At 43.4% G+C, this 14,352-nt stretch carries 14 protein-coding genes; 6 read left to right on the top strand and 8 right to left on the bottom strand.

Features of this window, described 5'->3' with window-relative positions:
- The first annotated feature begins 35 nt into the window (after positions 1 to 35).
- Complete coding sequence (gene uspE, locus FTW16_RS00825; RefSeq protein WP_146489741.1) at positions 36 to 986, top strand: universal stress protein UspE; 951 nt, start codon at positions 36 to 38, stop codon at positions 984 to 986.
- A 121-nt stretch (positions 987 to 1,107) separates the two neighbouring features.
- On the opposite strand, the gene ttcA is transcribed toward uspE, so the two are convergent.
- From ttcA to FTW16_RS00845, 4 genes are all read right to left on the bottom strand, one after another.
- A complete protein-coding gene (gene ttcA / locus FTW16_RS00830; protein WP_017059635.1) occupies positions 1,108 to 2,001 on the bottom strand; it encodes a tRNA 2-thiocytidine(32) synthetase TtcA in 894 nt (297 codons plus the stop codon).
- A gap of 274 nt (positions 2,002 to 2,275) precedes the next feature.
- The gene (locus FTW16_RS00835; protein ID WP_146489742.1) at positions 2,276 to 2,926 is read right to left on the bottom strand and encodes a DUF2987 domain-containing protein; all 651 of its coding nucleotides are present in this window, start codon (positions 2,924 to 2,926) and stop codon (positions 2,276 to 2,278) included.
- A 123-nt stretch (positions 2,927 to 3,049) separates the two neighbouring features.
- Positions 3,050 to 3,898, bottom strand: coding sequence for a glucosaminidase domain-containing protein (locus FTW16_RS00840; RefSeq protein WP_146489743.1), 849 nt, complete (start codon positions 3,896 to 3,898; stop codon positions 3,050 to 3,052).
- On the bottom strand, positions 3,891 to 4,703 hold the full coding sequence (locus FTW16_RS00845; protein WP_146489744.1) for a hypothetical protein: 813 nt from the start codon (positions 4,701 to 4,703) through the stop codon (positions 3,891 to 3,893). Before FTW16_RS00845 ends, FTW16_RS00840 begins: the two co-directional genes overlap by 8 nt.
- Positions 4,704 to 5,032: 329 nt before the next feature.
- Here FTW16_RS00845 and potA point away from each other — a divergent pair, with 329 nt between their 5' ends.
- The 5 genes from potA (at position 5,033) to FTW16_RS00870 (ending at position 10,189) form a co-directional block, all read left to right on the top strand.
- Complete coding sequence (potA, locus tag FTW16_RS00850) at positions 5,033 to 6,148, top strand: spermidine/putrescine ABC transporter ATP-binding protein PotA (RefSeq protein ID WP_048658741.1); 1,116 nt, start codon at positions 5,033 to 5,035, stop codon at positions 6,146 to 6,148.
- Positions 6,132 to 6,989 (top strand): spermidine/putrescine ABC transporter permease PotB, encoded by an 858-nt coding sequence (potB, locus tag FTW16_RS00855; protein ID WP_017059630.1) that lies wholly within the window; start codon positions 6,132 to 6,134, stop codon positions 6,987 to 6,989. The genes potA and potB overlap by 17 nt, the downstream gene beginning before the upstream one ends.
- Complete coding sequence (potC, locus tag FTW16_RS00860) at positions 6,989 to 7,759, top strand: spermidine/putrescine ABC transporter permease PotC (RefSeq protein WP_004742279.1); 771 nt, start codon at positions 6,989 to 6,991, stop codon at positions 7,757 to 7,759. Before potB ends, potC begins: the two co-directional genes overlap by 1 nt.
- A gap of 147 nt (positions 7,760 to 7,906) precedes the next feature.
- Positions 7,907 to 8,941, top strand: a complete 1,035-nt coding sequence (locus FTW16_RS00865) for an extracellular solute-binding protein (protein ID WP_146489745.1) — start codon at positions 7,907 to 7,909, stop codon at positions 8,939 to 8,941.
- Positions 8,942 to 9,151: 210 nt separating this feature from the next.
- Entirely contained in the window at positions 9,152 to 10,189 is a 1,038-nt protein-coding gene (locus FTW16_RS00870) for an extracellular solute-binding protein (protein WP_008217941.1), read from the top strand.
- Positions 10,190 to 10,284: 95 nt separating this feature from the next.
- On the opposite strand, the gene cobB is transcribed toward FTW16_RS00870, so the two are convergent.
- From cobB to FTW16_RS00890, 4 genes are all read right to left on the bottom strand, one after another.
- The gene (gene cobB, locus FTW16_RS00875; RefSeq protein WP_146489746.1) at positions 10,285 to 11,019 is read right to left on the bottom strand and encodes a Sir2 family NAD+-dependent deacetylase; all 735 of its coding nucleotides are present in this window, start codon (positions 11,017 to 11,019) and stop codon (positions 10,285 to 10,287) included.
- A 258-nt stretch (positions 11,020 to 11,277) separates the two neighbouring features.
- The gene (locus FTW16_RS00880; RefSeq protein WP_146489747.1) at positions 11,278 to 12,498 is read right to left on the bottom strand and encodes an ammonium transporter; all 1,221 of its coding nucleotides are present in this window, start codon (positions 12,496 to 12,498) and stop codon (positions 11,278 to 11,280) included.
- Positions 12,499 to 12,873: 375 nt separating this feature from the next.
- A complete protein-coding gene (locus tag FTW16_RS00885; RefSeq protein ID WP_146489748.1) occupies positions 12,874 to 13,290 on the bottom strand; it encodes a hypothetical protein in 417 nt (138 codons plus the stop codon).
- Positions 13,274 to 14,347 carry a formate dehydrogenase subunit gamma gene (locus FTW16_RS00890; RefSeq protein WP_146489749.1) on the bottom strand — a complete coding sequence of 358 codons (1,074 nt, stop codon included), beginning with the start codon at positions 14,345 to 14,347 and terminating at the stop codon, positions 13,274 to 13,276. Before FTW16_RS00890 ends, FTW16_RS00885 begins: the two co-directional genes overlap by 17 nt.
- Positions 14,348 to 14,352: the final 5 nt, after the last annotated feature.

A 14,352-nucleotide genomic window follows, 5' to 3' on the forward strand; every position in this document is an offset into this window, starting at 1 on the left:
TATTTATATGTTCGGTCTGAAAAGTAGGCTTAGTTATGAGTATCTATAACAAAATTTTAGTTGTCGCAGACATTAATCACGATGAGCAACCTGCTCTAGTTCGTGCTATCCAACTTGCCAAGAAAAGCACCTCAACAAGCCACATCACTTTCTTTTTGTCGATATACGACTTCTCGTATGAAATGACATCTATGCTCTCTGTCGATGAGAGAGACGCAATGCGTAAAGGCGTGATTCACCAGCGTGAAATCTGGATGAATAAAGTCGCAGAACCTTACCTAGATGATTCTATTGAATTTAATGTACAAGTGGTTTGGCATAACCGCCCATACGAAGCGATCATTGCCGAAGTTTATAGTGGCGAGCATGATATCTTGATCAAAGGTACGCGCAAGCACGATACCTTGGAATCTGTCATCTTCACTCCAACCGATTGGCATCTGTTGAGAAAGTGCCCTAGCCCAGTACTATTAGTTAAAAACGATTTCTGGCCAGATCACGCGAAGATTTTTGCTTCAGTTCATGTTGGTTCGGAAACAGAAGCTCACTTAGAGCTTAACGATACAATAGTCGATAGGTTACTAGAGATCACGGGTCGTTTAGATGCTGAACCGTTATTGGTCAATGCCTACCCAGTAACCCCTGCAAATATTACTATTGAACTACCAGAGTTTGATCCAACGTCTTATACCGACGCGGTTCGTGGCCATCACTTAACAGCCATGAAAGCGTTGCGCCAGAAGCACGGTATGTGTGAAGAGCAAACTGTGGTTGAGCAAGGCTTACCTGAAGATGTTATTCCTCGTGTAGCTTCTGAAAATAACGCAGCGATGGTGATCCTAGGGACAACGGGTCGTACTGGCTTGTCTGCCGTGTTTATTGGCAATACAGCGGAACATGTTATCGACAAGATTAACTGTGATGTGTTGGCTCTTAAGCCATCTGGTTACGTGAGCCCATTAGACCCTAACCTTTCGAAAGGTTAAGTCAGCGAAAAGTTTAACTTATAAAAAACGCCTCAAACATTGCTTGAGGCGTTTTTGTTTATCTAGAGTAACGCCATTCCAAATACAGAATGGCTAATATCATCTTTATCCACTCAAATGGCTAAACATTCGTCACGTCGATGAACATTGACTCATCAATGTTTGAAGATGAGATTTCAGCTTCTTCGAATTCGTATGCTTTGCGGTCTTCACTACGGTCTAGAGGAAGGTTCACGAAGTCAAACAGCTCGCGGTCAGCCAGTTGGCTTGGGCTTACATTCTGGATTGACTTGAAGATCTTCTCAACTCGACCAGGCGTTTTCTTATCCCAATCAATTAGCATCGCTTTAATGTTCTGACGCTGTAGATTCTCTTGTGACCCACATAGGTTACAAGGAATGATTGGGAACTCTTTGTGCTCAGCGTATTTGATTAGGTCCGTTTCACGGCAGTAAGTCAGTGGACGAATAACAACGTTACGACCATCATCTGAACGAAGCTTAGGTGGCATAGCCTTAAGACGAGCGCCGTGGAACATGTTAAGGAACATGGTCTCAACGATGTCGTCTAGGTGGTGACCAAGTGCGATCTTAGTTGCGCCAATCTTCTCTGCGAATGAGTACAAAGTACCACGACGAAGACGAGAACATAGGCCACACGTTGTTTTGCCTTCTGGCACTTTCTCTTTAACCACCGAGTACGTGTCTTTATCTACGATGTAGTAAGGAATGTTCAGCGTTTCAAAGTACTCAGGAAGAATGTGCTCAGGGAACCCAGGTTGTTTTTGGTCTAGGTTTACCGCAACAACATCAAATTTGATTGGTGCTGCTTCACGCAAACGTAGCAAAATATCTAGCATCGCAAATGAATCTTTACCGCCACTAATACATGCCATTACCACATCATTCTCTTCGATCATGTTGTAGTCGATGATGGCATTTCCAACATTTCTTCTCAGACGTTTCTGAAGTTTGTTGAATTCAAGTGTTTCTTTTCTATTATCGTTTTGGTTCATTGCGACTCTCACACCGTCGTATTACCGACTGTAGATTGCTAGTGGGACTGTTTTAGGGCGTGGATTATACGGATTTTTATTTCATGTTGAAATAGTAACGGTAGGATAAACAAGCTGAGTATTAGAAAGATTCTGCTTTTATTGTGCGATAAGCTCCCTAAGCGGTAGAGAAACGCAGCTTCGCAAGCTCTCGGTTGGTATCGCAGATAATGAAAAGCAGCCTGATCTTATTCGACGAGGCTGCTTTAAGACATGTCATGAAAACTTAGGGGAATTATTGCGCGGGAATGTACGGCAATACGCGCACTGTTGCTTCTGGTAACGTGATGCTGTCACTTCCATTCAACTCCGCTAAGGTGAATTTCGCTCGCCCTTTTTTGATTGGTATTTGCTTGCCGCTTGAAAGCTGGATGTTGCTTTCAAGCTTATTAGCGAACTCCAGCGTTAACCCTTGGATATCTGGTGTGAACCAGCCAGAGAACATACCGCTGACATCTTCAAGCATCGCCTGCATCTGTGGTAATAGGCTTTCTAGCTGTGCAACTTCAACAGTTCCAACTAAAGGCTCTTGCGTCATCACAACTAAAGAATACGCACACTCTTGTTCTTGTGTTTGTACAAAGATAAGAGGGTTTGCTGAACGCAGATTTTGATCTACCGGTAGAAGCAGTTCATTGGCTGGAGAGACTTTTAGCTCTTCATAATGTTCTTCCTTCTCCATCCACGCTTTGCTGATGTGACAGATTGTTTGAGCTTGTTGATCCACAAAGAAGACCGCAACTTTGACGTCATCATGCCCTTCTTTGGTGTTGTTTTTAAGCTGTGTGTAGAGCTTGGAATACGTGAACATGTATTCTTGAGCTGAAGCCGGAAGAGAAACCCCAAGGCTGAATGAGGCTAATAGAGCGAGTACTGTCTTTTTCATTATTATAATCTTGTCGAAGTTGAGCGTTCATAATTAAAAAGAGCAGCCATTAGCTGCTCTTTGTGTGATGCCGTTTGGATAATAACTTACTTTCGAGGTTAACCAAACTGAGACCAAATCGAGTTACTTTTTCCAGTATACCTCGTTGTGACGGATCATGGCTTGTAAATCAGTCACATAGTCGGAACCTCGCTCAGAATATTTTAGCAAGCCGTTGGTGAGCTCTGTCGCAGATGCGGTCGTTAACAAATCGTCGCCCTGTGCAGCCAGTTTTGCTCGAATCGCTCTTAAATCGGCATAAGCACGATTACGGTTCAGGTTCATGAAGTAACGATGAACGGATTCTTGGCTTGAAGAGAATGTAGCGACTTCATGCGAACTGCCTTCGTTACGTTGTAGCGGAACAAGGCCACAACCTTTGGTATAACACCAGTGTCCGAAATAGTTGTTGGCTTTGGTGGCGAAACGCGACGTTCCCCAAGCTGACTCATTCGCGGCCTGTGTCAGTACAAGCGCTTCTGGCAGTACATTGACGCGGTTAAGCATCTCTGTCAGCCATGCCTGATCCAAACCTTCACTCGGCACCGGTAAGCTATATAACTTCCCTAACCTTTTCGCATAAGACGCGTCTTCAGAATCAATACTGTTTAAACCAGATTCAGAGAGCTTAGTTAAAAACGTGCGTTCTTTGCTGATACGTTTGTTTTCAATATTGATGCTTGGACGTAGGAACGAAAAGAACGTCTCTTTTTTCTCGTTCACATCTTCGATGGCCGCGAAGTTTGGTGTGCTCGAAGAAGCCGTCAAGTCGCCAAATTGATCAGTTGAATTGGCACTCTGCTCTGTCGTACGTCGTCGTTCTTCTTCTTGGTAAATATAAGGACCAATCAGTGAAATAGAGCCAACAAGAGCCAGTGCAGTCACTTTAAGCGCAAGTGATTTGCTTGCGCCTGCCTGTGTGTTTTTATGCATCGAACACCTGTGGGTTTTTGTTATTGTCGTCGTTATCGTCATCGCCCTTTGGACGATCTGAAGCAATCAGTTTTAACTTGATGCCAAACATCTCACGGTAAAGGATACCTTTCACGTGGAAGAAGAATGGAAGAACAAAGATTAAGCCAATGCCATACATCATTGCAGCCACGATGAACATCAACATAACCATTAGGTAGATAGACGCGACTACGAAGATCTTCTTGTTTACCGCTCTTAATGAAAGCAGTAGCGATTGCATTGGCGGCACTTTCTTATCACAAATCAGCAGAATCGAATGGCTGAACGCAAGTGAGAAGTAGATAGACAAGAATGGGAGAATCATCCCTGCGATGCCTTGAAGCATTAGGCTAAACAAAGTCACTAGAATAACGGGAACCGTAAACTGCAAACCTTTTCCGATGTGACGAACTTTAGTTTGTAGACCAGCAGCGTGACTCATTGCCATTAAACAAATGCCGGCATAGATCGGCGCGCTGATCACCTCATAGCTAAAGTTCGCAATAAAAATCGATTCAACAATTTGTGGCGTGAATGACTCTGGGTCAATAACCGCATCCAAGATAACCGCGGGATCACCAAGCTGCAGTTTAAGTGCGATATAAAAGATGGCCAGTTGCACGAACATCAAAGCAATAATCGCAGGGGAGAACGAAAGAAAGTGACTTATCGTATGTTTCCAAGCTTCTTGGAATACAGCCGTTGCTTTGAGCTCATAATCGCCAGAAAGTGCACGGTTGATACTACCGCCCAAATTAAAATCTTTTTCGATGTCGTTGTTCATATTGATACCTAGGTGCGCCAATTAAACTAAGCGACCTAACTTATTGATAAAAAATTACCTTCATTATACTCATATGTCGGATACAAACTAAAATATGAATCTGTAACAAGGCTTGCTTTTGCGTCTTAATGGTTAATAATTAGACACTTGTCGGGGTGTAAACCCAGTAAATAACAGTATGGTAAAGGATGTTTACTTTTACCTGCGAAATTTTTTATCTTCGAAAGGTAAAAAATGCTTTGAATTCACGTTTTTGGTGATTATGATGCGCGCCTTAAAGGTGTATAGCAACAGGTCTCAAATAGAACCAAGGTGGAGAAAAACAGACGTTGAACGCTAAAAAATCAGTAGGAAAGCCAGTAGTACAGCTAACTGGCATCAGTAAAAGTTTCGATGGTAAGGAAGTCATCGGCAATCTGGATTTAAACGTAAATCATGGTGAGTTTCTCACGATTTTAGGCCCATCAGGTTGTGGTAAAACAACCGTACTAAGAATGATTGCGGGTTTTGAAACGGCAGATAGTGGTCAAATACTATTAGCTGAACAAAACGTAACCCAAGTTCCTGCTGAACAAAGGCATGTAAACACTGTATTCCAAAGCTATGCCCTATTCCCACATATGACCGTTTTCGACAATGTGGCATTTGGCTTACGCATGCAGAAAGTTCCAAACAGCGAGATTGAGCCTCGTGTAATGGATGCTTTAAAAATGGTGCGCTTAGAACAAATGGCACAACGAAAACCACACCAGCTATCTGGTGGCCAACAGCAACGTATCGCAATCGCTCGTGCTGTCGTTAATAAGCCAAAAGTTCTTCTATTGGATGAATCTCTATCTGCTCTTGATTACAAGTTACGTAAACAGATGCAAATCGAGCTGAAACAATTACAACGCCAACTTGGTATCACGTTCATTTTTGTAACGCATGACCAAGAAGAAGCGCTGTCTATGTCTGACCGCATTATCGTTATGCGTGATGGCGTAATTGAACAAGATGGCACACCAAGAGAGATCTACGAAGAGCCTAAGAACCTATTCGTTGCGCGCTTTATTGGTGAAATTAACGTATTCGAAGCGACAGCGAAATCTCGTCTAGATGAAAAGCGCATTGTTGCGACAATCGAAGGTGAAGAGTCAGTTATCTATCACGATAAAGACGTAACACCGGGTCAAAAACTGCAAGTATTGCTTCGCCCTGAAGATCTTCGTATCGAAGAAATCAAAGAGTCTGAGCAACGCGGTATTGTTGGCCACATTGTCGAGCGAACCTATAAAGGCATGACATTAGATTCAGTCGTAGAACTTGAATCTGGTATGCGTGTGATGGTTAGCGAATTCTTCAACGAAGATGACCCTGATGTTGATCACTCACTGGGCCAAAAAGTTGCAGTAACTTGGGTTGAGAGCTGGGAAGTGGTATTAGAAGATGAGCAAGAAGTTTAATTTACAAAACGCAATTGTTGCTTTAATCACAGGTTGGTTAGTGCTGTTCGTGATGATTCCAAACATCATGATCATCGGTACTAGCTTTTTAACTCGTGATGAAGCGAACTTGATCGAGATGACCTTCACTCTCGATAACTACGTGCGTTTGGCTGACCCGCTGTATTTTAAAGTGTTGATGCACTCTTTCTATATGGCAATTGTCGCAACCCTACTTTGTTTAATTATTGGTTACCCGTTCGCTTACATCGTGGCAAAAATGCCAGCGAAGTGGCGTCCAATCATGTTGTTCCTAGTGATTGTCCCATTTTGGACTAACTCTTTGATTCGTACTTACGGGTTGAAAATTGTACTGGGTACTCAAGGTGTCTTAAACAAAAGTTTGTTAGCGCTAGATATCATTGATAAACCGCTACGTATCATGTACTCAGAAACCGCTGTAATGATCGGTTTGGTATACATCCTACTTCCGTTCATGATTCTTCCGCTGTATTCAGCGATTGAAAAACTGGACGATACGTACTTAGAAGCGGCTAAAGATTTAGGTGCGAACAAACTGCAAACGCTATTGAAAGTGGTACTGCCACTAACAATGCCAGGCATTATCGGCGGCTGTCTGTTGGTGCTATTGCCTGCGTTGGGCATGTTCTACATCTCTGACCTATTAGGTGGAGCTAAGAACCTATTGATTGGTAACGTGATTAAGAGCCAGGTGCTCAACGCTCGAGACTGGCCATTTGGTGCAGCGACGAGTATCGCACTGACCATGGCAATGGCTGTGATGCTGTATGCCTACTACCGAGCAGGTAAGCTATTGAACAAGAAAGTGGAGCTAGACTAATGGGTCGCACAGTTAAGTTCAGCTTTATGGCGCTGGTATACGCTTTTCTATACCTACCTATTATCGTGTTGATTGCGAACTCATTTAATGCCAACAAGTTTGGTATGAAATGGGGTGGCTTCACGACGAAGTGGTATGACGCGCTGATTAACAACGACAGCCTAATGCAGGCTGCGTGGCATTCGATTAACGTAGCGGTGTTCTCAGCAACAGCTGCAACGATTGTCGGTAGCCTAACGGCAGTAGCCCTATTCCGTTACCAATTCAAAGGTAAAGGCGTAGTCAATGGCATGCTGTTCATCGTAATGATGTCACCAGATATCGTAATGGCGATTTCGCTTCTTGCACTGTTCTTAGTAATGGGTGTGCAACTGGGGTTCTTTACCCTACTTGCTGCGCACATTACCTTCTGTCTGCCGTTTGTTGTTGTTACGGTTTACAGTCGCTTGAATGGCTTTGATGTGAAGATGCTAGAAGCAGCAAAAGACTTGGGTGCAAGTGAATGGACGATTCTAAAACAGATCATTCTTCCTCTTGCTAAGCCTGCGGTTGCTGCGGGTTGGTTATTGAGCTTCACTCTGTCTTTGGACGATGTGATCATCAGCTCTTTCGTAACAGGGCCAACGTATGAAATCTTACCACTGAAGATTTACTCAATGGTTAAAGTGGGTATCTCTCCTGAGGTCAACGCCCTAGCAACAGTGATGTTAGTGGTGTCGTTAATACTGGTGATTATTTCTCAGTTATTAGCGAGAGAAAAAATCAAGTAAGTCTCCTACTCTATAAAGAGACAGACTTGATTAGAAGTTAAGAAACTTCAAGTTCAAAAAAGTGTTAATCATAAACAGAATGGTAAATTGCCATTCTGTTTTTCTATCTACTGCCTTCGGGCAACGTTTAGTTTGGAGCTAACGTCAATGAAAAAATGGGCTACTCTATTAGCTGGTAGTGCATGTGCGCTTTCAATGTTATCTGCACCATCTTTTGCAAAAGATAACAAAGAGTTGGTATTTATGAACTGGGGACCTTACATCAATAGTGAGATCCTAGAACAGTTCACCGATGAAACTGGCATCAAGGTGATTTACTCAACTTACGAGTCGAACGAAACCTTGTACGCAAAGCTAAAAACACACAACAAAGGTTATGACCTGGTTGTTCCGTCGACTTACTTCGTATCTAAGATGCGCGACGAAGGTATGCTACAAAAGATCGACAAAACTAAGTTGAACAACTTCAAGAATTTAGATACTAACTACCTGGATAAGCCGTACGACCCAAGTAACGACTACTCTATTCCACACGTAGTTGCGATCACAGGTCTTGCTGTTAACACTGACATGTACGATCCAGAAGATTTTCAAAGCTGGGCTGACCTATGGAAGCCTGAGCTCGAAGGTCAACTAATGATGATGGATGACACCCGTGAAGTGTTCCACATTGCTCTACGTAAGTTAGGTTACTCAGGTAACACAACCAATGAGAAAGAGATCGACGAAGCGTACGCTGAGCTACAAAAGCTAATGCCTAACGTTCTAGTATTTAACTCAGACAACCCAGGCGCGCCATACATGTCTGGTGAAGTCGGTCTTGGTATGCTTTGGAACGGGTCTGCAGCAGCGGCTCAAAACGAAGGCTTACCAATTAAACTGGTGTTCCCTAAAGAAGGTGGTATCGGTTGGGTTGATAACTTTGCAATCAGCTCTGGCGCAACAAACGTAGAAGCGGCTCACAAGATGATCGACTTCCTACTTCGCCCTGAAATCGCTGAGCAAATTTCTCGTGACACAGGCTACCTAACTGCAGTTAAAGCGTCTAATGAGAAGTTTAAAGACAGCCCAGCGCTGTTCCCATCGCAAGAAGATCTTGACCGTGTTGAATGGCAAGCCGCGGTTGGTGATAAGACAGTGAAGTATGAAGATTACTTCATGAAACTTAAAGCAGGCCAGTAACTTAGCTTATTATCTAACCGCGAGTAAGTAGCAGGTTTACTTAACAAGACGATGTAGATAATCAACAAGTTAAAAATAAGAATATCAATGAATAGGCAGCTTAGGCTGCCTATTTTATTTTTTCACTGCTATAATACAGCGCGATTTTTCGAAATCCTTTTACTTTGGGTCACTACCCAGCTCCAAATCAAACAAATGAACGGAACAGTAATGAAAAAAACACTGTATACCGGCGCATTGTGTGCTGCTACTTTACTTTCTACACCCTCTTTCGCAGCTGACCAAGAATTGTATTTTTACAACTGGTCTGAATATATTCCAAATGAAGTGCTAGAAGACTTCACAAAAGAGACGGGCATTAAAGTTTATTACTCTACTTATGAGTCTAACGAAAGCATGTACGCTAAGTTAAAAACTCAAGGTACGGGTTATGACCTAGTTGTTCCTTCTACTTACTTCGTTTCTAAGATGCGTAAAGAAGGCATGCTTCAAGAGCTTGATAAAACCAAGCTAAGCCACTTTGCTGATTTGGATCCAAACTACTTGGATAAGCCATTTGACCCAAGTAACAACTACTCTATCCCATACATTTGGGGTGCTACGGGTATTGGTATCAACTCAGACATGCTAGACAAATCTTCAGTGAAAAACTGGGGCGACCTGTGGGATACACAGTGGGAAGGTCAGCTGATGATGATGGACGACTCTCGTGAGGTTTTCCATATCGCACTATCTAAATTGGGTTACTCTCCAAACACAACTAACCCTGAAGAGATCAAAGAAGCCTACGAAGAACTTCGTAAGCTAATGCCAAACGTATTGGTATTTAACTCAGATTTCCCAGCGAACCCTTACCTTGCAGGTGAAGTGTCTCTTGGTATGCTTTGGAATGGCTCTGCTTACATGGCACGCCAAGAAGGCGCAACGATTGACATTATCTGGCCAGAGAAAGGCGCTATCTTCTGGATGGACAGCCTAGCGATTCCATCAGGAGCTAAGAACATCGAAGCCGCACATAAGATGATCGATTTCCTTCTTCGCCCAGAGAACGCAGCGAAAATTGCTCTAGAGATCGGCTACCCGACTCCTGTGAAAACCGCTTACCCTCTTCTTCCAAAAGAATTTGCTGAAGACAAGAACGTTTTCCCACCACAATCAGTGATGGATAACGGCGTTTGGCAAGATGAAGTTGGCGAAGCGAGCGTCATTTATGACGAGTACTTCCAAAAACTTAAAGTAAACAACTAAGTTATTGTTAGTTAATCAGTTAAGTAAATAAAGCGGCGTAAGCCGCTTTATTTTTTTCAGATTCAGAAACTGACGTGCTTTATTAAAGACAAGGCTTAGGCCGTTAAAGAACCTTTCTCTGAACATAACAATTCCCCGACGAGTTTAGGCACCTCGATACTCGCCTTACCGTAACGTTTCTCTTCAAACTCACTTTCAACCGCGCTTGGTTCGAGGTTTATTTCGATAGTATGTGCACCATGCATTCTCGCATCATGAACAAAGCCTGCAGCGGGATAAACTACCCCTGAAGTTCCGATAGAGATAAACAGATCCGCTTCTTCCAGTGCTGAATAGATGTCACCCATTCTTAATGGCATCTCGCCAAACCACACAATATGAGGGCGCATTTGCGCTGGAATTTGACAGCAGTGACAAAGTTCACCGGTTTCGATGTCACCTTTATGTTCGATAACTTGATTCGATTCACTGCAACGTGCTTTTAAAAGTTCACCGTGCATGTGGATAATGTTGTTACTACCGCCTCTCTCGTGCAGGTTGTCGATGTTCTGAGTGATGATTGTTACTTTGCCATCAAGTTTGTCTTCAAGCTCTCCTAGGGCTTTGTGAGCGGCATTCGGCAAGATGCTCTCGCTTTGTAAGCCGTGACGACGTTTGTTATAGAAGGCTTGTACAAGGTCTGGATCTTTTACGAATCCTTCAGGTGTCGCGACATCTTCGATTTTATGGTTTTCCCATAGCCCGTCTTGTGCTCGGAATGTTTGTATCCCCGACTCCGCAGAGATGCCAGCGCCAGTAAGAATTACGATATTTCGATATGGGAAATGCATACAACGTCCTTTTCAATATGTCACTTTGTAACAGCTTAGCACTGTTCAAATTCCAACAATAGTTTTAGGGATTAGACCATAGTCTTAGGCAACTGAATTCATTGGCTATTTGTGACATAACTCGCTAGTCGTTTACTTAACTTTTCAATAAAACTCTCCGACTGACTTTCAATAAACACAAAAAAGCGGCCGAAGCCGCCTAGTATTGATTTAACTGATGTGTACTGAAGAGCTTAAAACTAATGGCAGTGCCCAGTGTTAATCTTCATTGATAGAAGAGATCTTATGGATTGAAAGATCTGCACCATTAAATTCGTCTTCTTCGCTTAAACGCAAGCCAGTCATTTTGCTCAATACACCATAAACAATGAGTGCACCAACTAGAGCCACGGTGATACCCGCCAAAGTACCAACTACCTGAGAAGCAAAGCTCACGCCGCCTAGGCCCCAGAAAGCCTGTTGCCCGAAGATACCAGCTGCAATGCCACCCCAAGCGCCACATACGCCGTGTAGAGGCCACACACCTAATACATCATCGATCTGTGTTTTGTTTTGCATGTACGTGAACAGGTAAACAAACAATGCGCCTGCCACGCCGCCAGTCACTAACGCGCCCAATGGGTGCATTAAGTCTGAACCTGCACAAATGGCTACTAAACCAGCCAAAGGACCATTATGGATAAAGCCTGGGTCATTTTTACCTGCGACTAAAGCCGCTAGAATACCGCCGACCATTGCCATTAATGAATTCATCGTAACTAAGCCGCTGATGCCATTGATAGCTTGAGCAGACATCACGTTGAAGCCAAACCAACCGACACATAAAATCCAAGAACCTAATGCTAGGAAAGGAATGTTAGATGGCGCGAAGTTAGTGTGTTTGCCAGCACGGATACGGCCTTTACGCATGCCGAGGAAGTAAACTGCAACCAAAGCGATCCAACCGCCAACGCCGTGAACGACAACAGAGCCCGCAAAGTCATGGAATCCGTAACCAAATTGACCTTCTAGCCAATCTTGGAAGCCAAAGTTACCGTTCCAAATGATGCCTTCAAAAAATGGGTAGATGAAACCAACGGTAAACAGTGTCGCAATCAAAATTGGATAGAAACGTGCACGTTCTGCGATACCACCAGAAACAATCGCAGGAATTGCAGCGGCAAAGGTCATTAGGAAGAAGAACTTAACCAGCTCGTATCCATTACCTTGTGAGAGCGTTTCAGCGTCGGCAAAAAAGTGCGCGCCGTAAGCGACCCAGTAGCCAATAAAGAAGTAAGCAATAGCGGACACACCAAAATCCGAGAGAATCTTAACCAGCGCATTGACTTGGTTCTTCTTTCGAACGGTGCCGACTTCTAGAAAAGCAAAGCCCGCATGCATCAAGAAGACCATGATCGCACCGAGTAAGAGGAATAAAGTATCTGAACTTTGGGTAAGGGTTTGTACTGCACTATGAACTTGAGTCACCGTTTCACTCATTAAAGCATTCTCCTTCGCTTTCTCTGATTTGCACTGATATCGTGCGATCCAATGTTGTAATTAATTAAAGACTCAACAGTGAATACAAGATGTGTTCCAAGTGCGAAGGGTAATTTTCGTGCAACAGATTTTATTTTTAAGTTACTGATTATTATTGACTAAATATTTAGGTGCACTTTTATGGATATTGAAAATCGAAAAAATCACACCGACAATTGCACCAAATGAGGGAGTTGCACCATATTGAAGCGGTCAATAATTAGGTTCTGATCCAGAGAGTGGCTGCGACTATTTACGGTTCGAGAGACTTAAAACAAAAAGCCCAGTGAATCGATCACTGGGCTTTGCTTGCAAGCTTTAGCTAACGCGCTGGCGTTACAGGTTTGGTCCTGTAGACGGGTTTTGCGGTAAGTTCTGACTTAAACGTTGCATACCTTGATACATACGGATAAACCAAACCACAATAGCGATACCACCAAACAACATACCTACGTACGGAATGTAGTAAGCGATATCATCGATAATATGGTTTTGATACCAGTAATCGTTCACTCCGATTAACACGCCGTTTGAGGTTGCTACCGTTACGATAAGAACCACAAAGAAGGTTAGGTTCAAGAAGAACGAGCGGATCAAGCCATAGTAATGTGTATCAACGACTTCACCGTCTTCGCCTTTATCCAAACGATAGCCCGCGTAGATAATTGCAATCACACCAGAGATAAGACAAGTAAATGGTGTGAAACAGCTTAGGATGTAAGCAACCCAAATACCTTTATGAGGTTTGTTCATTCTTATTCACCCCTTCACTCTTCTCTGTTGCGACATTAGCGTTTTGTTCAACACCGTTTTTCTCTTCTTCCATCACTTCGTTGTACCAAAGGTCATGGTGCTCTTTCGCCCAGGTTTCATCAACTTCACCCGTTACCATGCCTTCTAGTGCGCCTTCCATACCGAACAGGCCGATATAGATGTGGAACACGAAACCACAGATAAGGATCAGAGCTGCCAACATATGAACTAAGTTTGAAAGCTCCATATCACGGCGAGTTTGACCGAAGATTGGGAAGTCTAAAACCAAGCCACTGATCGCAGCCACACTACCCATAACAATCAATAGCCAGAACAGTGCTTTTTCACCCGCGTTCGAAAACTCTGCAGATGGATGAGAACCTTTATGTTTCCCGACCATACCACCTAGTTTCATGAACCACTGGATATCGACCATCTTGAAGATAGACTTACGCCACCACTTGATAAGAACAGCCATCAACAGCACATAGAAAATCGGGCCGATGTAGTTATGGTATTGCTTAGCCAGTAGAACAATGAAGCCCCATAGATCCGTTGGGATATAAGGTTTCAAGAAGTGTTTACCGTAAACCAACATCAAACCACTGAACGCCAGTGTTAAGAAGGTAAACGCCATGCTCCAGTGCAATGCACGATCAAGTCGAGACCAACGTTTGATCTTACGCCCTGTTCTTGGTGCACTTAGCATTAGCGGGCCAATCACAACGTACATCAAAGTCACAAAAGCAATACTGCCAAAGATAGCGACCGCACCGGCTGGTGACATCCACTTCTCTTTCAATATGTACCACGTTTGACCTGGAGTACTGATTAACACACCGTGCTCAGCCGATTGAGATGTGGTGTAACCTTCCTCACCATTTCTTACTTGTCGCCAAAAATCGGCACCAGCAAGCTGAGTGATTTCTCGTTGAGCAGAGCTCGATTGAGTTTGTGATGAGTTCGTCTCAGATGCATGACTCATAGGAGAAAGCATTGTTAGTGCTGCCAACATCGGCAGCACAACAAGGAAGAGACGCTTAAACATTGTAAGCATATGTC

The sequence above is a fragment of the Vibrio sp. T20 genome (assembly GCF_007858795.1).
GTDB classification, from domain to species: domain Bacteria; phylum Pseudomonadota; class Gammaproteobacteria; order Enterobacterales; family Vibrionaceae; genus Vibrio; species Vibrio satsumensis.